This is a genomic window from Pseudomonas sp. PS02302, from assembly GCF_029959585.1.
Lineage (GTDB): Bacteria > Pseudomonadota > Gammaproteobacteria > Pseudomonadales > Pseudomonadaceae > Chryseomonas > Chryseomonas aestiva.
The window spans coordinates 22,295-43,259 of sequence record NZ_JASCON010000032.1; the positions used below are offsets into that span (position 1 = coordinate 22,295).

A 20,965-nucleotide genomic window follows, 5' to 3' on the forward strand; every position below is an offset into this window, starting at 1 on the left:
TCGGAATTCGGCGCGGCCGTTGCGCTCTACATCTAGGTCGCTGCTGCCAGGACCTGAGCGCAGTACAACCAAGGAAAACAGGAGTCATCTCATGAAAAAGACTTTCGGTACTTTCGCCCTCGCCGCCGTCACCGCTTCCGTTCTGAGCCTGCCGCTGGCCGGCGGTGCCTTTGCTGCCACCAGCCAGAACATGACCCTGGCTGCCAACACCACCATGGACAAGACCGAAGATGCCGCATCCGATACCTGGATCACCAGCAAGGTGAAAGCATCTTTCCTGGCCGACGAACACATCAAGGGCACCTCGATCAAGGTCGAGACCAACAAGGGTGTCGTGTCCCTGTCCGGCACCGTGGCAACCGAAGCCCAGCGCGACCTGGCGATCAAGGAAGCCAAGGCCATCAAGGGCGTCAAGGCCGTGTCGGCTGATGCGCTGAAAGCCGCCCAGTAAGAACGCCCGGTACACCCGGCACGATGGCGGCGCCGCGCGCTGCCATCACCCCCTGTCCTTCACCCCGGAGAACTGCCATGACCAGCACGACCGAAACCCTCAACGATCTGATCGAGATCGCCCGTGACGGCAAGAACTTCTACGAGCACGCCCTCACCGAAGTGAAGAACCCCGAATTGAAGGCTCTGTTCACCGAGATCGCCCAGAGCAAGGCCGAGATCATCAGCGCCCTGAGCAGCCAGGTATCGGCTGCGGGTGAGAAGCCCGCCGAGCAAGGCACCTTCGCCGGCAGCTTCCGCAAGTACTACACCGACGTCAAAACCTCCTTTGCCAGCAAGGAAAAGGAAGAAGTCACCTACGTCAGCGAGCTGGAAGAGCAGGAAGACCGCCTGCTGCACGCGCTGGAGCGTGCCGTCAACGAACACGCCACCCCGGATGCCCAGGCCAACCTGCGCAGCCAGCTGCAAAAGGCCCGTGCGACCCATGATCGCATGCGTGACCTCAAGCATCGTATGCAAGCCGCCCACTAAGGCTGCGCGCAGAAACAGCCCCGCCTAGGCGGGGCTTTTCTTTGGGCCGGCGTTCAGCCTTGTGGCGCGCGATTGAGGCGGGCGTCGATCAGGCTGTCGACCACCGAAGGATCGGCCAGGGTCGAGGTATCGCCCAGACTGTCCAGCTCGTCGCAAGCGATCTTGCGCAGGATGCGTCTCATGATCTTGCCGGAGCGGGTCTTGGGCAGGGCGGGTGCCCACTGCAGGAATTCCGGCTTGGCGAAGCTGCCGATCTCGTCGGCCACCTGCTGGCGCAGGCGGGCCTTGAGTTCGTCGCTCGGGGTCACCCCGCCCTTGGTGGTGACGAAGGCATAGACCGCCTGACCCTTGACCTCGTGGGGGCAGCCCACCACGGCGGCTTCGGCCACGTCCGCATGTTCGGTCAGCACGCTTTCCACCTCGGCGGTCCCGATGCGGTGGCCGGACACATTGAGCACATCGTCCACCCGCCCGGTGATCCAGTAGTAGCCATCTTCGTCCCGGCGTGCGCCGTCGCCGGTGAAGTAGTAACCCGGATAGGCACTGAAATAGGTGTCGATCAGGCGCTGGTGATCACCATAGACAGTGCGAATCTGGCTCGGCCAGCTGGCCTTGATCGCCAGTACGCCACTGCCGGGGCCCTCGATTTCCTTGCCCTGCTCGTCCAGCAGCACCGGCTGGACGCCAAAGAAGGGCAGGGTGGCCGAGCCCGGTTTCAGTGCCAGGGCGCCAGGGGGCGGGGCGATCAGGATGCTGCCGGTCTCGGTCTGCCACCAGGTGTCGACGATAGGACAGCGCCCTTCGCCCACTACCCGGTGATACCACTCCCAGGCCTCGGGATTGATCGGCTCGCCGACGCTGCCCAGCAGCTGCAGGCTCTTGCGCGAGGTGCGCTGTACCGGCCCGTCGCCTTCGCGCATCAGGGCGCGCAGGGCGGTGGGGGCGGTATAGAAGATGTTGACCTGGTGCTTGTCCACCACCTGCCAGAGGCGACTGGCATCGGGATAGCTCGGTACGCCTTCGAACATCAGGGTGGTGGCGCCATTGGCCAGGGGGCCGTAGACGATATAGCTGTGGCCGGTGACCCAGCCAACGTCGGCGGTGCACCAGAAGACCTGACCCTCGTGGTAGTCGAAGAGGTACTTGAAGCTCAGGGTGGCGCCCAGCAGGTAGCCACCGGTGGTGTGCAGCACGCCCTTGGGTTTGCCGGTGGAGCCGGAGGTGTAGAGGATGAACAGCGGATCCTCGGCGTCCATGGGCTCCGCCGGGCAGTCGGGCGACGCCGCGGCCACTGCCTGGGCATAGGGCAGGTCGCGCCCCTCCTGACGGGGCACGTCGGCGCCGGTGCGTTCGACCATGACCACCGTGTGGACCTCCGGGCACTTGGCCAGGGCCTTGTCGACATTGGCCTTGAGCGGGACACGCTTGCCGCCGCGTACACCCTCGTCGGCGGTGATCACCACCCGGCAGTCGGCATCGAGGATGCGGTCGCGCAACGCCTCGGGCGAGAAGCCGCCGAACACCACCGAGTGCACCGCGCCGATGCGGGCGCAGGCGAGCATGGCGTAGGCCGCCTCGGGAATCATCGGCGAATAGAGGCAGACGCGGTCGCCTTTCCTGACCCCGCGATCCTTGAGCACATTGGCCAGGCGGCTGACGCGCTCGTGCAACTGGCGATAGCTGATGGCCTGGCTGTCGGCGGGGTCGTCGCCTTCCCAGAGGATGGCGGTCTGCTCGGCTCGAGCGCCCAGGTGGCGATCGATGCAGTTGTAGGCGACGTTGAGCTGGCCACCGCTGAACCAGCGGGTCTGGCCCTGGCGCAGATCGCCGCTATGGACTTCGTCCCAGGTGCGCGACCAGTCGAGCAGGGCGCTGGCCTGTTCGCTCCAGAAGCGCTCCGGCTGTTCCACCGAGCGCTGGTAGAGCTCGCGATAACGGGCTTCGTCGAGGTGGGTGCGGGCACTCAGGCTCTCGGGCACGGGATAGCGTTGGCTCATGGCCGGCTCCTTCTAGGTGTTGTTGTGCTCCTAGTTTAGGCCGCGGATGGCCTGCCGGGGTTCAGCGAGGCGATAAAACGAAAAAAGCGCCGCAGAGCGGCGCTTTTCCGAGCGGACCTTGATCGATCAGCCGCGGTGACGACCGCGGAAGTAGTCGATCAGGCCCTGAGTCGAACCATCGTCGGCCTTGCCTTCGCTGCGGCCGATGATGTGCTGGTAGACGTCCTTGCCCAGCTCCTTGCCCAACTCGACGCCCCACTGGTCGAAGCAGTTGATGCCCCAGATGACGCTTTGCACGAACACCTTGTGCTCGTACAGGGCCACCAGCGCACCGAGGCGCCGCGGCGAGATGCGCTCCAGCACCAGGGTGTTGCTCGGGCGGTTGCCCGGGATCACCTTGTGCGGCGCCAGCTTGGCGATCTCGGCTTCGCCCAGGCCCTTCTCGCGCAGCTCGACCTCGGCTTCTTCGCGGGTCTTGCCCAGCATCAGCGCCTGGCTCTGCGACAGGCAGTTGGCATAGAGCCACTGCTGGTGATCGGCCACCGGGTTGTGGCTCACCACCGGCACGATGAAGTCGCCGGGGATCAGGTGGGTGCCCTGGTGCAGCAGCTGGTGGTAGGCGTGCTGACCGTTGCAGCCGACGCCGCCCCAGATCACCGGGCCGGTCTCCACACTCACCGGTGAGCCGTCCTGACGCACGCTCTTGCCGTTGGACTCCATGTCCAGCTGCTGCAGGTGCTTCACGAAGTTACGCAGGTGGTGGTCGTAGGGCAGGATGGCGTGACTGGTCGCGCCCCAGAAATTGCCGTACCAGACCCCGAGCAGGCCCAGCAGCACCGGCATGTTCTCTTCGAAGGGGGCGCTGGTGAAGTGCTGGTCCATGGCATAGGCGCCGGCCAGCAGGTCCTTGAAGTTGGACATGCCGATGGCCAGGGCGATGGGCAGGCCGATCGCCGACCACAGCGAATAGCGACCGCCGACCCAATCCCACATGGGGAAGATGTTCTCTTCGGCGATGCCGAATTCCACCGCCACCTTGACGTTGCTGGAGACGGCGATGAAGTGCTTGTGCAGCTCCGGCTCCGGACAGCCCTGGGCCAGGCACCAGGCGCGGGCGGCCTGGGCGTTCTTCAGGGTCTCCAGGGTGCCGAAGGACTTGGAGGAGACGATGAACAGGGTGGTGTCGGCGGCGAGCTTGGAGGTCACCTCGCGGAATTCGCTGCCATCGATGTTGGCGAGGTAGTGGCAACGCACGCCGCGCTGGGTGAAGGGCACCAGCGCCTCGGAGACCAGTTGCGGACCGAGGAAGGAGCCACCGATGCCGATGTTGACCACGTCGGTGATCGGCTTCTCGGTATAGCCGCGCCAGAGGCCGTTGTGGATGCGGGTGACCAGCTGGGTCATCTGGTTCAGGACCCGGTGCACCTCGGGCATGATGTCCTGGCCGTCGATCTGGACGCTGTCGCCCACCGGGCGGCGCAGGGCGGTGTGCAGGGCGGGGCGGTGTTCGGAGGAGTTGACGTAGGCGCCGTCGAACAGGGTGTGGATGGCGCCTTCCAGGCCCGCTTCACGAGCCAGGTTCACCAGCAGCTCACGGGTCTGCTCGGTGATGAGATTCTTGGAATAGTCGAGGAACAGACCACTGGTGTTCAGGGAGAACTGCGTGAACCGCTGCGGGTCGGCGGCGAAGGCGTCGCGCATGCGGAAATTCTGCATGGCCTTGCGGTGCTCTTGCAGCGCTTTCCAGGAGGCGAGCTGGGTCACGTCGAGAGGATGTTGATAGTACTCCATGGGTAGGCTTTTCCTTGGTGGCTCTTGTTTGCTGTTGTGCCCCACAAGCCGCTGGCTTGCAAGAGAAAGTCGGTGACCGCGAGACGCCGGTCGTGGCGCCGCGCTTCGAGCATGAAAAAGCCCGGTATGTTCCGGGCTTCCAGGGTTCAGTCAGGGGCGGGTGAGCTAACCTTCGGTTGCGTCACACTCGGGCCCTGCGGCGAAAGCTCAGGTTGTCGATCAGGCGGGTCTGGCCGAGGTAGGCCGCCACCAGCAGGACCAGCGCCGAGGTGTCCGGCCCGGCCGGTTGCAGACTCAGCTGCTCACGCAGTTCCAGGTAGTCCACCCTAAGCCCCTGAGCTTGCAGTTCGGCGACACCGGCGGCCAGGGTCGGCTCGACCGCGGCGCCGGCGGCGAGCTGATCGGCGAGCCGCCTGAGCAGGCTGTACAGGCAGGGCGCACTGGCGCGCTGGCCGTCATCGAGATAGCCATTGCGGGACGACAGCGCCAGGCCGTCGGTGGCCCGCACCGTCGGCTGGGCGACGATCTCGATGGGCATGTCCAGGTCCTGCACCAGCTTGCGGATCACCGCCAGCTGCTGATAGTCCTTTTCGCCAAACACCGCCACGTCCGGTTGCGCCATCTGGAACAGCTTGGTGACCACCGTCGCCACGCCCTCGAAATGCCCGGGACGGCGTGCGCCGCAGAGGCCTTCCGAGACCTGGGGGACGTTCACCCGGGCCAGGCCGTCCATGCCGCTGGGATACATCTCCGCCACCGCCGGTGCGAACAGCAGATCGCAATGGGCCTCGTTCAGCTGGCGGCTGTCTTCCGCCAGGGTGCGTGGGTAGGTGTCCAGATCCTCGCCGGGGCCGAACTGCAGCGGATTGACGAAGATGCTCGCCACCACGAAGTCGGCGTGGCGCCGGGCGGTCTCCACCAGGGCGATATGGCCGGCGTGCAGATTGCCCATGGTGGGCACCAGGCCGATGCGCAGGCCCTGGCGGCGCGCGGCGGCAACGGCGGCGCGCAGTTCGCGGACGCTATGGACCGTTTTCATGCGGAGAATCCGTGTTCGGGAGCGGGAAAGCTGCCGTCCTTGACGGCGGCGACGTAGGCCGCCAGGGCAGCCTGGATGCTGTCCTGACCGGCCATGAAGTTGCGGACGAATTTCGGCGTGCGCCCGCGCAGGGCCAGGCCGAGCATGTCGTGCAGCACCAGCACCTGGCCATCGGTGGCGGCACCGGCGCCGATACCGATCACCGGTACCCGGGCGGCCCGGGTGATTTCCTCGGCCAGCGCCGAGGGCACGCATTCCAGCAGCAGCATGGCCGCGCCGGCTTCTTCCAGCTCCCGCGCGGCCTCGCGCAGCTGCTGCGCGCGGAGCGGATCGCGGCCCTGCACCTTGAAGCCGCCGAAGACATTGACCGACTGGGGCGTCAGGCCCAGGTGGGCGCAGACCGGCACGCCATTGGCGGCCAGGCGGCGAATCGGCTCGGCCAGCCAGGCATCGCCCTCGAGCTTGACCATCTGCGCACCCGCCTGCATCAGGCGACCGGCGCTGGTCAGGGTTTGCTCCAGGGTGGCATAGGTCATGAACGACAGGTCGGCGACGATGAAGGCCCCCGCATGGCCGCGCTTGACGCAGGCGGTGTGGTAGACCATGTCGTCGAGGGTCACCGGCAGGGTGCTGTCGTGACCCTGCAGCACCATGCCGAGGGAATCGCCGACGAGCAGCATCTCCACGCCGGCCTGGCTGGCGGCCTGGGCGAAGGTGGCATCGTAGGCGGTCAGCATGGCGATCTTTTCGCCGCGCTGCTTGAGCCCCTGAAGGGTCGTGAGGCTGATATCAGGCATGCAAGGGGTCCTCGTGGGACGGCGCTATGGTTGTTGTCTGGGCGCCGCGGGCGCGGGGTGGCCACGCGCAAACGGCTGATATAGTCCCGGCGCGTCCGGCACAAGTCAATGCTCGGTGTTACGGCTGTGTTACCGGCTGAGTGACGACGGTAGCAGCCGCTCCAGGCCTTCGAAAGGGCAGGTGGACAGCAGGTCCGGCAAGTGGCGGCCGTCGGGCAGGTGCAGCGCGGGAGCCAGCTCGGCCAGCGGATAGAGCACGAAGGCGCGGGCCTGGAGGTGATAGTGCGGCACCTGCAGGCGTGGCTCGTCGATCAGCCGTTCGCCGAACAGCAGAATGTCGATGTCCAGGGTGCGCGGACCCCAGCGTTCGTCCTTGCGCACGCGGCCCTGCTGCTGCTCGATGGCCTGGGTGGCGTCGAGCAGCGCCAGGGGGGCGAGGGCGGTGTCCAGCGCGGCGACGGCATTGACGTAGCGCGGCTGGTCGGGCGGACCCAGGGGGTCGCTGGCATAGAAGGCGGAGACCGCCACCACCTGACTCTCGGGCAGGCTGGCCAGGGCCTCCAGGGCGGCGTCCAGCTGCCGCCGCGGCTCGGCCAGGTTGCTGCCCAGGCCGAGATAGACCCGTTCCATCATTCGTCGCCGGCGGTGGGCGCATCCGAGGTGCGCCGCTTGCGACTGCTGCCGCCCCGGCGGCGACGCTTGGCCGGCGCGCCTTCGTCCCGGCTGAGGTTCTTGATCATCTCGCGCCGCTGGCTGTCACCGACCTCCTGGTAGCGCGTCCACCAGTCGCCCAGGCCACCGGTCTCTTCGCCCGCGCTCTCGCGCAGCAGGAGGAAATCGTAGCCGGCACGGAAGCGCGGATTTTCCAGCAGCTGATCGGCGCGCTTGCCCTGACGACGCTGCAGGCGTTCCTGCATGTCCCAGATCTCGCGCATCGGCAGGGTGAAGCGCTTGGGGACGGCGGTCCGTTGGCACTGCTGCACGGTCAGGTCGTGGGCGGCTTCCTGCATGGCCGGAATCGGCGCCAGACCGAGGTCCTGATGATGACGGACGCGCTCGGGCAGGGCCGGCCAGAGCAGGGCGGCGAACAGGAAAGCCGGAGTGACCGGCTTGCCTTCACGGATGCGGGTATCGGTATTGGCCAGGGCCTGGCGAATCAGGCTGCCGGCGTATTCCGGGTCGCGTTCCAGGGCTTCGCCACTGGCCGGAAACAGCGGGGCGAACAGGCCGTACTGGCAGAGCAGCTCGAAGGTGCGTTCGGCCTTGCCGCCGAGCAGCAGCTTGATCACCTCGTCGAACAGGCGCGGTGCGGGAATGTCCCGCAGCAGCGGTGCCACGCGACTGATGGGTTCGGCGGTGGCGGTCTCGATCTGGAAGTCCAGCTTGGCGGCGAAGCGCACGGCGCGCAGCATCCGTACCGGGTCTTCCTGGTAGCGCTGCTCGGGGTCACCGATCAGGCGGATCTGCCGCAGGCGGATGTCCTGGGTGCCATTGGCGTAGTCGAGGATGCGTTCGCCGCTGGCATCGTAGTAGAGCGCGTTGATGGTGAAGTCGCGCCGCTGGGCATCCTGTTCATGGTTGCCATAGATGTTGTCGCGCAGGATCCGGCCGCTTTCATGGCGCGAGCCCTGGGCCTCGTCCTCGGCATCGCCGGTGGGATGGTTGGCGCGGAAGGTCGCGACCTCGATGATCTCGCGGCCGAAATGCACGTGGACCAGCTTGAAACGCCGACCGATGACCCGTGCATTGCGGAATTCGGCCCGCACCTGTTCGGGCGTGGCACTGGTGGCGACATCGAAGTCCTTGGGCTCGAAGCCCAGCAGCAGGTCCCGGACGCAACCGCCCACTAGGTAGGCCTGATAACCCGCCTTTTCCAGCCGCTCGACGACGCTCAGGGCGTAGCGGCTGATGCGCTCTCGTTCCAGAGCATGCTGACTGCGGGGCAGTTCGATGGGCAAGGCAGGCGCGGCCGGGGTACGCCGCAAGGGCGAGCGCAGAGTCTGGATCAGCTTCTTCAGCATGCGAGTTTCTGTTCGGAGAGACGGCTATACGCAATCTGGCCCACGGCGGGAACCGTTGCGCAATAGATAAGGAGGGGATCTTGAACGAGGGAGGGGAGGCTGTCAAAGGCACTGGGGGAGCCGAAGCTCCCCCCCAAAGTGGTACGTGCTTTGTTTTTATTGTTTATCCAGACCTCTTGTTTTTCTTGTGTGGTCTGTTCCGTGCGGTTACCTGCCGCCGGAAAGGCTCTGAAGTCTAGAGCCAAGAGCAAACGGATTACTTTGGAAGCTGATGCCGTCAGGATCATTCCTGCTCTGCCTGGTACGGGTGCTGCCTCGGGGCAGTTTTGTTGTTCTCTGGCCTGACATCGCGCGGACCATCCCGCTAGACGACTCTTCTCCAAAATGATCAGTTAGCTACGCCTCCGCCTGCTTGTTCTTATTGTGCTGGAGTCGCTACGTCTTGTTTTTGTTATGGCTGGGGTACGTTCTTATTGTTCTTGTACGAGAACATAAAGCAGATGCCGTGCCAGTTTTATAAAATCCTTTATTTTCAATGTCTTGCGAAAAATGTAGCCTTTTTGCTCAGGGGCTACAGGCAGATTTTCGTTACCGCTGAACCCGCCGGCTGTTACGGCGGTAACACATTGCAAAGGATGGGGGAGGGACTGGAGAGGTGTTACCGCGGGACGTGCAAGGCTGTCACGTCCCGGTATGGATCAGGAGGCGTCGCTACTGGCGCTGGCCTTGCGCCGCGGGATGCCCAGGCGCTGACGACGTTCCCAGAGGCACTTGCGGCTGACGCCCAGCTTGCGCGCCAGCTCGGTCTCGGTCATGTGGTCCTGGTGTTCGAGCACGAAGTGCTGGAAGTAGTCCTCCAGCGACAGGTCCTCGGTGGGCTCGTGGGCGCCATTGCCGTTACCCAGTCCCGTGCTCGGCAGCGGATCCAGGTAGCTGTCGGCCAGCTCCAGGTCGCCGAGCTCGATGTCGATGCCCAGTTGATCGGCACTGATCTCCTGGCCTTCGCTGAGAATCACCGAGCGCTCGATGGCGTTCTCCAGTTCACGTACGTTGCCCGGCCAGTTGTAGTGGCGAATGGCGGCCTCGGCTTCGGCGCCGAACTTCAGGCCTGGGCGACTCATGCGCGCCGACTGGCGAGCGAGGAACACCCGGGCGATCTCCATGACGTCGCCGCCACGTTCGCGCAGGGCGGGCAGACGCAGGGAGATGACATTGAGGCGATAGAAGAGGTCTTCGCGGAACTGGCCGATCTTGGCCAGGCCCTTGAGATCCCGGTGGGTCGCGGCGATCAGGCGCACATCGACCTTTTGCGACTGCACCGAGCCGACCCGGCGAATCTCGCCTTCCTGCAGCACGCGCAGCAGGCGTGCCTGGGCCTCCAGCGGCAATTCGCCGATCTCGTCGAGAAACAGGGTGCCGCCGTCGGCCGCTTCCACCAGACCGGTACGGCTGGCACTGGCGCCGGTGAAGGCACCCTTCTCGTGGCCGAAGAGTTCGGATTCGATCAGGGTCTCGGGAATGGCCGCGCAGTTGACCGAGATCAGCGGCGCCTTGGCCCGCCGCGACAGATTGTGCAGTGCCCGCGCTACCAGTTCCTTGCCGGTACCCGATTCACCCTGGATCAGCACGGTGGAGTCGGTGGGCGCGACCTTGCGGATCTTGCCGAAGAGATCCTGCATCGGCGCGCAGTTGCCGATGATGCCGATCTCGCCGGTGGCCGGCGCTGGTGCCGGCGTGACGCTTTCCTCGGCGGCCATCGGCGGGCGCTGCTCGCGCTCCACCAGGATGCGCGCCACGGCCTGCAGCATCTCGTCGTGGTCGAAGGGCTTGGCGATGTAGTCCACCGCGCCCTGCTTCATGGAATCGACCGCCGAGCGAAGGCTGGCGTAGCTGGTCATGATCAGCACCGGCTTGCCCTTGGCGAGATCGATCATCTCGGTACCGGGGGCGCCGGGCAGGCGCAGATCGCTGATGACGAGATCGAAGCTGGGAACGTCGTAGAGATCCTGGGCTTCCTGGACGGAGCCGGCTTCGCTGACACGGAACTGGTTGCGCTCGAGCAGGCGGCGCAGCGCCGAACGGATGATCTTCTCGTCTTCGACAATCAGGATATGGGCCATCAAGTGCGCTCTCTTACGGGAAGGCAAGACGACCCACGCCAGGCAGCGTGTGTTGTCGCGGTCGTCTGGACTTCCGAATGCTTTAGCAGATCCATCCAGCAGGCGGATGGGTCCGTCACGGCGCCTCCGGCAACCCGAGATAGCGCGGCAGCAGTACCCGAATGCGGGTGCCCTGGCCGGTCACGGGGTCGGTAGGACTATCGATCATTATCTGACCATAATGCTCTTCTACGATGGAATAGACCAGCGCCAAGCCAAGCCCTGTCCCCTTGCCCGGATCCTTGGTGGTGAAGAAGGGTTCGAACAGCCGACTGACGATGGCCTTGGGAATGCCGCTGCCTTCGTCTTCGACGCTCAGGGTCACGGTCTGGCCATGGGCCTCGCTGCGCACGCGGATCGGCGCGCCGGCCGGCGAGGCGTCGCGGGCGTTGGACAGCAGGTTGATCATCACCTGCACCAGCCGTTGGGGATCGCCCTGCACCAGGTGTTCCGGGTCGCAGAGATTGAAGAAGTCGACGTCCACGCTCTGCCGATTGAGCGAGAGCAGGGCGATGGCCTCCTGCGCCGCCTCGGCCACGCATACCGGTTCGTGGGCCTGCTGGCGGCCGCCGGCGTGGGCGAAACTCATCAGCGACTGGACGATGCGGGTGATGCGGCGGGTCTGCTCGATGATCTGGCTGCTGATCTCGTCGATCTCTTCGTCCGCCTCGCGCTCCTCGCGCAGATTCTGCGCCAGGCAGGCGATGCCGGTGACCGGGTTGCCGATCTCGTGGGCGACGCCCGCGGCCAGCCGGCCGATGGACGCCAGACGCTCGGAGTGGATCAGGCGGTCTTCCAGCAGCTGGGTCTCGCTGATGTCTTCCACCACCAGCACCGTGCCGTTGCTGCCCACCGCCAGGGGTTCGTCGATAGTCGCCTTGTGCAGATTGAGCCAGCGCTGCTCATGTTCCTGGGGCAGGCGCTGCTTGTAGAGGTGCTGCTGCGCCGGCTCGGCGAGAAAGCGCTCGAACAGGTCCTGCCAGGGATCGGGCAGGGCACTCAGGCGCGAGCCCACCACCCGGGCGCCATCGATGCCGGTGAGTTCTTCCATGGCGCGGTTCCACATGAGGATCTCACGGTCGCGGGCCAGGGAGCAGACGCCCATGGGCAATTCCTGCAGGGTCTGGCGGTGATAGCGGCGCAGGGCGTCCAGCTCGGCGGCAAGACCCGTCAGGCGCGACTGGTAGTCTTCCAGGCGATTCTCGATGAAGTGGATGTCTTCGGTGGCATAGGCCTCGCTTTCCGCCTTGAACGGCAGAAAGGTCTCGACGATGTCCTGGGCGACCCGCGGGCCCATCAGGCCCGAGAGGTTGGCCTCGATGCGATCGCGCAACCGGCGCAGGGCATAGGGGCGGCGTTCGTCATAGGGCAGCAGCAGGTCGGCCAGGGCGCGCTCGACTTCCTTTTGCGCGGTCTTGGCGCCCAGCGGCTTGGCCAGCTGGGCCGCGAAGTCCTGGGGCGAGCTGGCCGCCAGTTCGCGGCGCTGCGGACGGCGGACGTTGTCCACCGCGCAGGCCTCGGCGGCGCTCTTCTCTTCTTCGCTGGCTTCGGTGAACAGCGAGACCAGGGCGAACACCAGCACGTTGACGGTCAGCGAGGCCACGGCGGCGAGGTGCCAGTTGCTGGCGCTGATGCGATAGCTGAAGACGCCGATGTGCAGCGGATTGATGTCGGCCACCAGCGGCATGAGCATGCTCAGGAACCACAGGCCCAGGCCGCACAGCAGGCCGGCGATGAAACCCTTGCGATTGGCCGTCTGCCAGTAGAGCACCGACAGCGCGCCGGGCAGGAATTGCACGGTGGCGACAAAGGAGACGATGCCCAGGCTGGAGAGATCGCCATGGCCCTGCAGCAGGCGATAGAAGCCGTAGCTGCCGAGGATGATGGCGGCGATCAGCAGGCGCCGGGTCATGCGCAGCCAGCGATAGATGTTGCCGTCGGTGGGCGGCTGGTAGAGCGGCAGCACGATGTGGTTGAGCAGCATGCCCGACAGCGCCATGGTCACCACGATGATCAGGCCGCTGGCGGCCGACAGGCCGCCGACGAAGGCCACCAGCGCCAGCAGCGGATTGTCCAGCGCCAGGCCCACGCCCAGGGTGAAGTACTCCGGCGGCGTCGGCGAACCCAGCGCCAGGCCACCCCAGAGAATCGGCGGCACCGCCAGGCTGATCAGCAGCAGGAACAGCGGCAGGCCCCAGCTGGCGCTGACCAGCGCCTGAGGGCTGAGATTTTCGGTAAAGGCCATGTGGTACATGTGCGGGGTGACGATGGCCGCGGCGAAGAACACCAGCAGCAGGATCCGCCAGGGGCCTTCCTGCAGCGGGGTGTGCAGGGTGGAGAGGGCGCTCTGGTTCTGCTGCAGCCAGGTCTCCAGGCCGTTGGGGCCGCCGAACACGGTATAGAGGGTGACGCCGCCGACGATGCCCAGGGCCAGCAGCTTGACCAGGGATTCGAAGGCGATGGCCACCACCAGGCCCTCGTGGCGCTCCTTGGAGTTGATCTGGCGCGCGCCGAAGAGCATGGCGAACAGGGTGATCAGCAGGCAGAAGCCCAGCGCCGGGGCGTCCTGGGCGCGGGCCTGCACCAGGATGCCGGTGCTGGTGGCCACCGCCTGGATCTGCAGCGCCAGCAGTGGCAGCACGGCGATCAGCATGCCCAGACTGGTCAGGGCGCCGGCCCAGGTACTGCGGAAGCGGAAGGCGAAGAGATCGGCCAGGGACGCCAGCTGGTAGGCGCGGGTCAGGCGCAGGATGGGGTAGAGCAATACCGGCGCCAGCAGAAAGGCGCCGCACAGCCCCAGGTAATAGGCGAGAAAGCCATAGCCGTAATCGTAGGCCAGGCCCACGGTGCCATAGAAGGCCCAGGCGCTGGCATAGACGCCCAGCGACAGGGTGTAGATCAGCGGATGGCGCACCAGCCGGCGCGGCACCCAGCCCTTCTCGGTCATCCAGGCGACGCCAAAGAAGATCAGCAGGTAACCGGCGCTGATCAGGACCAGTTGGGACAGACTAAAGCTCGTCGGCATCGCGCTGGCTCTGCAGGATGAAGGTCACCACGATGAGAATGAGCCACAGCAGGTAGGGCCGATACCAGGCGCCGCTGGGAGCGATCCACCAATCCATGATGGCGGGGGAGAACAGATAGATGCCTACCACGAGGAGCAGGACCAACCGGTAGATGTACATGCGCGGTTCCCGAACGGCGATGGCGCCATGGTAAAGCAAAAGCGCTGTGCCCCGGAGAGGGAGGCTTCTACCGTGAAGGCATCCTTGTCCGCTGGAGATCCTCGATGACCAGGCCCCGCCTCGCGGCCGTACTGGAAACCGCGCTCTATGTCGCCGATCTGCCCAGGGCCCGACGCTTCTATGACGAGGTGCTGGGCCTGGCGCCGCTGTTCGCCGACGAACGTCTGGCCGCCTATGCGGTGGGCGCCAGCGTCCTGTTGCTGTTCCAGCGGGGCACTACCGAGCAACCCGTCAGGTTGCCGGGCGGCTGCATCCCCCCTCACGGCGCCCAGGGCTGTCAGCACCTGGCCCTGGCAATCGCGGCGGATGAACTGGACGCCTGGATCGCGCACCTGGCAGCCGCCGAGGTCGCCATCGAGGAACGCACCCAGTGGCCACGGGGCGCGATCAGCCTGTATTTCCGCGATCCGGACGGGCACCTGCTGGAACTGGTCACGCCCGTACTCTGGCCCAACTACTAGGCCGGCAGCTGGGCTTCGGCCAGGTGGGGCACCCGCGGGATCAGCGTGGCGTCCCAGTGGGCGACGCCCCAGGCCAGCACCCGGGGCGGGGGCTCCTCGGCCAGCGCTGGCTGGGTTGGCTGGCCCAGGGTACGCAGGGCGCGTACCAGCAGGGCGCCGGCCTGTTCGGCTGGCAGCGGTGGCGAGCGGTAACTTTTGCCCAGCTTGTGGCCATCGGGCTGGATCAGCAGCGGCACGTGCAGATAGCGCGGCGCCGGATGGCCGAGCAATTCCTGCAGATAGAGCTGGCGCGGCGTGGAATCCAGCAGGTCGGCGCCCCGCACCACGTCGGTGATGCCCTGCAGGGCATCGTCCATCACCACCGCCAGCTGGTAGGCGATAAGGCCGTCGCGACGCTGGATGACGAAGTCGCCCACCTCGCGTCCCAGGTGCTGGCGGAATTCGCCCTGCACCTGGTCGACGAAGCGGTAGTCCAGCTCAGGGACGCGGATGCGGAGGGCGGCGTCCGTCGCCGGCAGCCCGCGATTGCGGCAGGAGCCGGGGTAGCGCCCGCCACTGCCTTCGAGCTGCTTGCGCGAGCAGTCGCAGGCATAGGCCAGCCCGCTGGCCAGCCACTGTGCGATGACCGCGCGATAGGCGTCGAGGCGCTCGCTCTGGCGCAGCACCGGGCCGTCCCATTCGAAGCCATAGGCCTCCAGGGTGGTGAGGATGGCCGCCTGGGCGCCCGGGACCTCGCGCGGCGGATCCAGGTCTTCCATGCGCACCAGCCAGCGCCCGCCCGCGGCGCGGGCATCCAGGTAGGAGGCGAGGGCGGCGACCAGCGAGCCGAAGTGCAGATAGCCGCTGGGCGTGGGGGCGAAACGGCCGACATAGGGGCGCCTGGACATAGCTCATCCTGTGAATGCCGGAAAAACCGAAATCTGAACAGAACAAAGGGCGCCGTAGCGCCCTCGTCGGTGAGGCAGCAGGACTCAGGTCCCGGTCTGCTTCTCGCGGATCTCGGCCAGGGTCTTGCAGTCGATGCACAGACTGGCGGTCGGGCGGGCTTCCAGACGACGGATACCGATTTCCACGCCGCAGGAGTCGCACCAGCCGTATTCGTTGTCTTCGATCAGCTGCAGCGTCTCGTCGATCTTCTTGATCAGCTTGCGCTCGCGGTCGCGGGCACGCAGTTCCAGGCTGAATTCCTCTTCCTGGGTCGCGCGGTCGGCCGGGTCGGCGAAGTTGGCCGCCTCTTCCTTCATGTGGTGCACGGTGCGATCGACTTCTTCGCGCAGTTCCTGCTTCCACTTGTTCAGAATGCCGGTGAAGTGGGCGCGCATGCGCTCACTCATGTATTCCTCGCCCTTGGCAGGCTGGTAGGGTTCGTAGCCACGGGCCAGATGATTGTTCTGCTGATTTGCTTCGCTGGGCATGATTGACCCTCTCACTTTCGCTGATCCTGTCCACAGGCTGGATGCGTTTCCAGGCCTCTCCATGTTGGAACGCCTGGAGGCTGTGGCTGCCGATGGCGTCCCGCGCAATGCCGACGCCAGGCTGAATATGTTCTCGACTGGCCAGTCGCCCTGCGGATGCAAGCCGGCGAACTTACCAGAAGCTTCCAGGGGGCGCTACTACTGGCCTCCCGCTCCTTGCTGACGCGGCGGGTGCCGGCCTGCGAAGCCTTGGTTAGAATCCCGCCTTCGCCACAAGTTCGGACCCTGTCCATGTCCAATTCCTACAGCGCACGCAGCCAGGCCATCGAGCCCTTCCACGTGATGGCCCTGCTGGAGCGCGCCAACCAGCTCCAGACCGCCGGCCACGACGTCATCCACCTGGAGATCGGCGAGCCCGATTTCACCACCGCCGCCCCGGTGGTCGCCGCTGGCCAGGCCGCGCTGGCAGCCGGTCAGACCCGCTATACCGCGGCCCGCGGCCTGCCGGAGTTGCGCCGCGCCATCGCCGCCTTCTATGGCGAGCGCTACGGCATCGACCTGGATCCGGAGCGGGTGCTGATCACCCCCGGCGGCTCGGGCGCCCTGCTGCTGGCCAGCGCCCTGCTGGTCGATCCCGGGCGGCACTGGCTGCTGGCCGATCCCGGCTATCCCTGCAACAGGCACTTCCTGCGCCTGGTGGAAGGCGCAGCCCAGCTGATCCCGGTCGGTGCCGACACCCGCTACCAGCTCACGCCCGAGCTGGTCGAGCGGCACTGGCAACCGGCCAGCGTCGGCGCCCTGGTGGCTTCGCCGGCCAATCCGACCGGCACCCTGCTCGATCGCGATGAACTCGCCGGGCTGTCGGCCGCGCTCAGGGCGCGGGGTGGTCACCTGGTGGTGGACGAGATCTACCACGGCCTGACCTACGGCCTGGACGCCCCCAGCGTGCTGGAGGTGGACGATTCGGCCTTTGTGCTCAACAGCTTCTCCAAGTACTTCGGCATGACCGGCTGGCGCCTCGGCTGGCTGGTGGCGCCGCCCGCCGCCGTGCCGGAGCTGGAAAAACTGGCGCAGAATCTCTACATCAGCGCCTCCACCGTGGCCCAGCAGGCCGCCCTGGCCTGTTTCACCCCGGCGGCCATGGCCATCTTCGAAGAGCGGCGCGCCGAATTCGCCCGCCGTCGCGACTACCTGCTGCCGGCGCTGCGTGGCCTGGGCTTCGAAATCGCCGTCGAGCCCCAGGGCGCCTTCTATCTCTATGCCGACATCTCCGCCTTCGGCGGCGATGCCTTTGCCTTCTGCCAGTTCCTGCTGGAGACCGAGCACGTGGCCATCACCCCCGGCCTGGACTTCGGTCGCTACCGCGCCGACACCCATGTGCGCTTCGCCTACACCCAGTCGCTGCCGCGCCTGGAAGAGGCCGTCGCTCGCATCGCCCAGGGCCTGCAGCGCTGGAGGGCCCGGTGAGATTCGATCCGCCCCTGGAGGAAGGTCGCCTGCTGCGCCGCTACAAGCGCTTTCTCGCCGACATCGAGACCGCCAGCGGCGAGGTACTGACCCTGCACTGTCCCAATACCGGGTCCATGCGCCATTGCCAGCCGGCGGGAGCCCGCGTCTGGTTCAGTCGGGCCAGTGGTCCCAAGCGCAAGCTGCCCGGCACCTGGGAACTGGTCGAGACGGATCACGGGCGCCTGGCCTGCATCAATACCGCCCGCGCCAATCGCCTGGTGGAAGAGGCCCTGCTGGCGGGTGGCATTCCCGAGCTGGCCGGCTTCACTGCCCTGCGCCGGGAGGTGGCCTACGGCCTGGAGAACAGTCGCGCCGATTTCCGCCTGGAGTATCCCGCGGGGCCGCTGTACCTGGAGGTGAAGAGCGTCACCCTGGGTTTTGCCGACACCACGGTCGCCGCCTTTCCCGATGCCGTGACCACCCGCGGGACCCGCCATCTGCGCGAGCTGGCGGCCCTGGCCGCGGCTGGCGAGCGGGCGGTACTGCTCTATTGCGTGCTGCTCGACGGTATCGAGGCGGTGCGCCCGGCGGCGGAGATCGATGCCGCCTATGCCCTGGCCTTGGGCGAAGCCCGCCGGCAGGGCGTGCAGGTGCTGGCTTATGGGGCACGGCTCTCGCCCGCGGGTCTGCAGCTGGACCGACCGCTACGCCTCGCTGACTGAGCAGTCACAAAAAGCTGATCGCCCGGACAGGATCTGGCAGGCGCCTTGCTTACGGATATCGCCCATCGATCGCCGCTATCGGGCGATCCTGTCAGGAGTCTCTTGATGATCTCTGTGCTGGGCATGCTGTTGCTGGTGGCCATCGCCATCCTCTTTTCCCGCCAGCGCCGCGCCATTCGCGTGCGTACCGTGCTCGCGGCCTTTCTGTTGCAGGCAGGACTCGGCCTGTTCGTCCTCTACATTCCCTGGGGCCAGCAGGTGCTCGGCAGCGTCTCCGGAGCCGTCTCTTCGCTGCAGCTCTATGCCGACAAGGGCATCGAATTCCTCTTCGGCGGTCTCGCCGGACCGAGGATGTTCGAGTACTTCGGTAACGGCGGCTTCGTTTTCGCCGTGCGGGTGCTGCCTCTGATCGTGTTCTTCGGCAGTCTGATCGCGGTGCTCTACTACCTGGGCATCATGGGCTGGATCATCCGTGTGGTGGGCGGGGCCTTGCACGCCCTACTCGGCACCAGCCGGGTGGAATCCACCACGGTCACCGCGACGCTGTTTCTCGGTCAGTCGGAAATGCCGCTGGTGGTACGGCCCTTCATCGCCGATCTCACCCGCTCGGAGCTGTTCGCCATCATGGTTGGCGGGTTCGCCGCGGTGGCCGGTTCGGTGCTGCTGGGCTACGCCGGCATGGGCGTGGAGCTCAAGTACCTGATCGCCGCCAGCTTCATGGCCGCCCCGGGCGGACTGCTGATGGCCAAGCTGATGGAGCCGGAGACCGAGCAGCCGCGCGACCAGGCCATGAAGACCCTGGGGGAAGGGGAGGAGCGTCCGGCCAACGTCATAGATGCGGCCGCCGAAGGCGCCCAGGTCGGCCTGCGCATCGCCCTGGCGGTCGGTGCCATGCTGCTGGCCTTCATCGCCCTGATCGCCCTGCTCAACGGCATCCTCGGCTGGTGCGGCGCCTGGTTCGGCGTGCCGCAACTGAGCATGCAACTGGTGCTGGGCTATCTGCTGGCGCCGGTGGCCTTCCTCATCGGGGTGCCCTGGAACGAGGCGGTGCAGGCCGGTGGCTTCATCGGCCAGAAGCTGGTGCTCAACGAATTCGTCGCCTATGCCGACCTCTCGACCTACCTGGACCCGGTCAAGTCGGCGGCGGCTGGCGTCCAGCCGCTGTCGGCGCACACCCAGGTCATCGTCACCTTCGCCCTGTGCGGCTTCGCCAATCTCTCCTCCATCGCCATCCAGCTCGGCGGCCTGGGCGGCATCGCCCCGCAGCGGCGTCACGAACTGGCGCAGCTGGGCCTGCGCGCCATGCTCGGCGGCACCCTGGCCAACCTGATGAGCGCGGCCCTGGCCGGCTTTTTCATCGGCCTCTAGGTCGATGCCGATTGGACCATCCGGTCCACTTTATGGTGCACAGCTGGCCTGGGTGCGCCAAAACGTAACAGCGGATGACCATGGCGTGCTCCTGCTTCGCCGCCACGCGTTGTCCGCGGCTTCTCAAGGCTTTCGCTCAGGAACCCTTCTCATGACCTTTTCCCGCCCCCGTCGCGTGCGCTTCGGCGCCTTACCGCTCCTGCTCTGCTGCAGCACTCAGCTGTTGGCCGCTCCCGCTGTCGCGACCGACAGCGCCCAGGGCGAGACCGCCAGTCCCGCCGCGCAACAGACGGAAAATCGCTCGCCCTATCTGTCGTCCTGGTACAACCAGGATCTGACCCTGATCGGCAGCAAGGACATCAGCTTCGGCCCGCAGCCCGTGGACGACGTCTATCTGGAGTACGAGTACTTCGGCCGCAAGGGGCCCTTCGAACTCTATGGCTACATCGACGTGCCCAAGGTGCTGAGCATCGGCAACAGCCACGACTCCGGCGTCTGGGACCGCGGCTCGCCCCTGTTCATGGAGCACGAGCCGCGGATCTCCCTCGATCAGCTCACGGGTCGCTCGCTGGCTTTCGGGCCGTTCAAGGAGTGGTACCTGGCCTTCGACTGGATCTACGATCATGGCAGCAGTCAGGCCAGTCGACAGAACACCCTCTACGCCGGCTTCGGGACCGACATCGAGACCCATAGCCCGGTACTGCTGTCCGCCAACCTGTACGGCCGCCGCCAATGGGAAAACTATGGCGCCGCCAACGAGGATTCCTGGGACGGCTATCGGGCCCAGCTCAAGTACATCTGGCCACTGGCCAGGTTCGACAACGGCGCCTCCCTGACCTATGTCGGCTTCACCAACTTCGATTTCGGCTCGAAGCTGGGCGACGAGCCGGGGCGTACGGCCAATGCCACCGTGTCCACCAACGTGCTGCTCTATGCCTTCACCCACCTGCGCTTCATGTTCGCGGCGCGGCACTTCCACAATGGCGGCAACTGGCGCGACGGCACCGAGCTGAACTTCGGCGAGGGCGACTTCGAGGGTCGCTCCAACGGCTGGGGCTACTATGCGGGGGTGGGTTATCAATTCTGATCTGGAGACTGTCATGAGCACCAACCTGCCTGCGCACCTCGCCGCACTGCTTCCGGAAGCGGTCGCTGCGGCCGAGCGCGCCTACTGTCCGCATTCGGAATTTCCCGTGGGCGCCGCCCTGCTGACCGCCGAGGGTGAGGTCATCCATGGCTGCAACGTGGAAAACATCTCCTACGGCCTGACCAACTGCGCCGAGCGCAGCGCCCTGTTCGCCGCCATCAGCCGGGGCCTGCCGCCGCGCAGCTTCACCGCCATGGCCATCCACGCGCCGGGCGTCCCCCTGATCAGTCCCTGCGGCGCCTGCCGGCAGGTGCTGCTGGAGCTGATGGCGCCCGACGCGACCATCGTCTGCAGCGGCAGCGAACCCGGGCGCACCCGCACCTGGACCCTGGCCGAGCTGCTGCCCGGCGCCTTCGAAGACTTCTAAGGAGTC

19 protein-coding genes are annotated in these 20,965 nt (G+C 66.2%); 8 read left to right on the forward strand and 11 right to left on the reverse strand.

The genetic code is table 11. The features are described 5' to 3' along the window. Positions 1-91: 91 nt before the first annotated feature. Both QMX82_RS12715 and QMX82_RS12720 read left to right on the forward strand, forming a co-directional pair. Positions 92-451, forward strand: a complete 360-nt coding sequence (locus tag QMX82_RS12715) for a BON domain-containing protein (protein ID WP_282284004.1) — start codon at positions 92-94, stop codon at positions 449-451. Between the two features lie 77 nt (positions 452-528). Further along, positions 529-981 carry a PA2169 family four-helix-bundle protein gene (locus QMX82_RS12720; RefSeq protein ID WP_208693648.1) on the forward strand — a complete coding sequence of 151 codons (453 nt, stop codon included), beginning with the start codon at positions 529-531 and terminating at the stop codon, positions 979-981. Between the two features lie 53 nt (positions 982-1,034). Here the strand turns inward: QMX82_RS12720 and acs are convergent, their stop codons facing one another. The 9 genes from acs to QMX82_RS12765 form a co-directional block, all read right to left on the reverse strand. Further along, the gene (acs, locus tag QMX82_RS12725) at positions 1,035-2,978 is read right to left on the reverse strand and encodes an acetate--CoA ligase (protein ID WP_282284006.1); all 1,944 of its coding nucleotides are present in this window, start codon (positions 2,976-2,978) and stop codon (positions 1,035-1,037) included. Between the two features lie 126 nt (positions 2,979-3,104). Further along, the gene (gene pgi, locus QMX82_RS12730; RefSeq protein WP_208693650.1) at positions 3,105-4,769 is read right to left on the reverse strand and encodes a glucose-6-phosphate isomerase; all 1,665 of its coding nucleotides are present in this window, start codon (positions 4,767-4,769) and stop codon (positions 3,105-3,107) included. 181 nt (positions 4,770-4,950) lie between these two features. Next, entirely contained in the window at positions 4,951-5,808 is an 858-nt protein-coding gene (gene panC, locus QMX82_RS12735; protein WP_282284009.1) for a pantoate--beta-alanine ligase, read from the reverse strand. Further along, positions 5,805-6,605: a 3-methyl-2-oxobutanoate hydroxymethyltransferase gene (panB, locus tag QMX82_RS12740; RefSeq protein ID WP_282284010.1), complete on the reverse strand. Its 801-nt coding sequence runs from the start codon at positions 6,603-6,605 to the stop codon at positions 5,805-5,807. Before panB ends, panC begins: the two co-directional genes overlap by 4 nt. Positions 6,606-6,734: 129 nt before the next feature. Beyond that, entirely contained in the window at positions 6,735-7,238 is a 504-nt protein-coding gene (gene folK, locus QMX82_RS12745; RefSeq protein WP_442969388.1) for a 2-amino-4-hydroxy-6-hydroxymethyldihydropteridine diphosphokinase, read from the reverse strand. Further along, positions 7,235-8,626, reverse strand: coding sequence for a polynucleotide adenylyltransferase PcnB (locus tag QMX82_RS12750; protein WP_282284014.1), 1,392 nt, complete (start codon positions 8,624-8,626; stop codon positions 7,235-7,237). The genes folK and QMX82_RS12750 overlap by 4 nt, the downstream gene beginning before the upstream one ends. A gap of 698 nt (positions 8,627-9,324) precedes the next feature. Further along, complete coding sequence (locus tag QMX82_RS12755; protein WP_208693655.1) at positions 9,325-10,746, reverse strand: sigma-54-dependent transcriptional regulator; 1,422 nt, start codon at positions 10,744-10,746, stop codon at positions 9,325-9,327. A 115-nt stretch (positions 10,747-10,861) separates the two neighbouring features. Beyond that, on the reverse strand, positions 10,862-13,810 hold the full coding sequence (locus QMX82_RS12760) for a sensor histidine kinase (RefSeq protein ID WP_133861921.1): 2,949 nt from the start codon (positions 13,808-13,810) through the stop codon (positions 10,862-10,864). Then, the gene (locus QMX82_RS12765; RefSeq protein WP_007159707.1) at positions 13,794-13,970 is read right to left on the reverse strand and encodes a hypothetical protein; all 177 of its coding nucleotides are present in this window, start codon (positions 13,968-13,970) and stop codon (positions 13,794-13,796) included. The genes QMX82_RS12760 and QMX82_RS12765 overlap by 17 nt, the downstream gene beginning before the upstream one ends. Positions 13,971-14,074: 104 nt before the next feature. Here QMX82_RS12765 and QMX82_RS12770 point away from each other — a divergent pair, with 104 nt between their 5' ends. Further along, positions 14,075-14,491, forward strand: a complete 417-nt coding sequence (locus QMX82_RS12770) for a VOC family protein (protein WP_282284055.1) — start codon at positions 14,075-14,077, stop codon at positions 14,489-14,491. Here the strand turns inward: QMX82_RS12770 and gluQRS are convergent. Together gluQRS and dksA are read right to left on the reverse strand one after the other, a co-directional pair. Next, positions 14,488-15,378, reverse strand: coding sequence for a tRNA glutamyl-Q(34) synthetase GluQRS (gluQRS, locus tag QMX82_RS12775; protein WP_282284057.1), 891 nt, complete (start codon positions 15,376-15,378; stop codon positions 14,488-14,490). The two genes, QMX82_RS12770 and gluQRS, sit on opposite strands and share 4 nt — an antisense overlap. A gap of 84 nt (positions 15,379-15,462) precedes the next feature. Continuing rightward, positions 15,463-15,906, reverse strand: a complete 444-nt coding sequence (gene dksA, locus QMX82_RS12780) for an RNA polymerase-binding protein DksA (RefSeq protein ID WP_007159704.1) — start codon at positions 15,904-15,906, stop codon at positions 15,463-15,465. Between the two features lie 291 nt (positions 15,907-16,197). Between dksA and QMX82_RS12785 the strand changes: the two genes are divergently transcribed. From QMX82_RS12785 to QMX82_RS12805, 5 genes are all read left to right on the forward strand, one after another. After that, positions 16,198-17,373 carry a pyridoxal phosphate-dependent aminotransferase gene (locus tag QMX82_RS12785; RefSeq protein WP_282284060.1) on the forward strand — a complete coding sequence of 392 codons (1,176 nt, stop codon included), beginning with the start codon at positions 16,198-16,200 and terminating at the stop codon, positions 17,371-17,373. Continuing rightward, positions 17,370-18,077 carry a DNA/RNA nuclease SfsA gene (sfsA, locus tag QMX82_RS12790; protein ID WP_282284062.1) on the forward strand — a complete coding sequence of 236 codons (708 nt, stop codon included), beginning with the start codon at positions 17,370-17,372 and terminating at the stop codon, positions 18,075-18,077. Before QMX82_RS12785 ends, sfsA begins: the two co-directional genes overlap by 4 nt. Before the next feature lie 105 nt (positions 18,078-18,182). Further along, positions 18,183-19,445 (forward strand): NupC/NupG family nucleoside CNT transporter, encoded by a 1,263-nt coding sequence (locus tag QMX82_RS12795; protein WP_133861916.1) that lies wholly within the window; start codon positions 18,183-18,185, stop codon positions 19,443-19,445. A gap of 151 nt (positions 19,446-19,596) precedes the next feature. Beyond that, positions 19,597-20,532, forward strand: coding sequence for a nucleoside-specific channel-forming protein Tsx (locus QMX82_RS12800; RefSeq protein WP_282284065.1), 936 nt, complete (start codon positions 19,597-19,599; stop codon positions 20,530-20,532). Between the two features lie 13 nt (positions 20,533-20,545). Then, entirely contained in the window at positions 20,546-20,959 is a 414-nt protein-coding gene (locus QMX82_RS12805) for a cytidine deaminase (RefSeq protein ID WP_273805799.1), read from the forward strand. Positions 20,960-20,965: the final 6 nt, after the last annotated feature.

Bases quoted from the DNA above. Each gene is read 5' to 3' on its own strand.
- QMX82_RS12715 (WP_282284004.1), top strand. From the start codon at position 92: ATGAAAAAGACTTTCGGTACTTTCGCCCTCGCCGCCGTCACCGCTTCC.
- QMX82_RS12720 (WP_208693648.1), top strand. From the start codon at position 529: ATGACCAGCACGACCGAAACCCTCAACGATCTGATCGAGATCGCCCGT.
- acs (WP_282284006.1), bottom strand. From the start codon at position 2,978: ATGAGCCAACGCTATCCCGTGCCCGAGAGCCTGAGTGCCCGCACCCAC.
- pgi (WP_208693650.1), bottom strand. From the start codon at position 4,769: ATGGAGTACTATCAACATCCTCTCGACGTGACCCAGCTCGCCTCCTGG.
- panC (WP_282284009.1), bottom strand. From the start codon at position 5,808: ATGAAAACGGTCCATAGCGTCCGCGAACTGCGCGCCGCCGTTGCCGCC.
- panB (WP_282284010.1), bottom strand. From the start codon at position 6,605: ATGCCTGATATCAGCCTCACGACCCTTCAGGGGCTCAAGCAGCGCGGC.
- folK (WP_442969388.1), bottom strand. From the start codon at position 7,238: ATGATGGAACGGGTCTATCTCGGCCTGGGCAGCAACCTGGCCGAGCCG.
- QMX82_RS12750 (WP_282284014.1), bottom strand. From the start codon at position 8,626: ATGCTGAAGAAGCTGATCCAGACTCTGCGCTCGCCCTTGCGGCGTACC.
- QMX82_RS12755 (WP_208693655.1), bottom strand. From the start codon at position 10,746: ATGGCCCATATCCTGATTGTCGAAGACGAGAAGATCATCCGTTCGGCG.
- QMX82_RS12760 (WP_133861921.1), bottom strand. From the start codon at position 13,810: ATGCCGACGAGCTTTAGTCTGTCCCAACTGGTCCTGATCAGCGCCGGT.
- QMX82_RS12765 (WP_007159707.1), bottom strand. From the start codon at position 13,970: ATGTACATCTACCGGTTGGTCCTGCTCCTCGTGGTAGGCATCTATCTG.
- QMX82_RS12770 (WP_282284055.1), top strand. From the start codon at position 14,075: ATGACCAGGCCCCGCCTCGCGGCCGTACTGGAAACCGCGCTCTATGTC.
- gluQRS (WP_282284057.1), bottom strand. From the start codon at position 15,378: ATGTCCAGGCGCCCCTATGTCGGCCGTTTCGCCCCCACGCCCAGCGGC.
- dksA (WP_007159704.1), bottom strand. From the start codon at position 15,906: ATGCCCAGCGAAGCAAATCAGCAGAACAATCATCTGGCCCGTGGCTAC.
- QMX82_RS12785 (WP_282284060.1), top strand. From the start codon at position 16,198: ATGTCCAATTCCTACAGCGCACGCAGCCAGGCCATCGAGCCCTTCCAC.
- QMX82_RS12795 (WP_133861916.1), top strand. From the start codon at position 18,183: ATGATCTCTGTGCTGGGCATGCTGTTGCTGGTGGCCATCGCCATCCTC.
- QMX82_RS12800 (WP_282284065.1), top strand. From the start codon at position 19,597: ATGACCTTTTCCCGCCCCCGTCGCGTGCGCTTCGGCGCCTTACCGCTC.
- QMX82_RS12805 (WP_273805799.1), top strand. From the start codon at position 20,546: ATGAGCACCAACCTGCCTGCGCACCTCGCCGCACTGCTTCCGGAAGCG.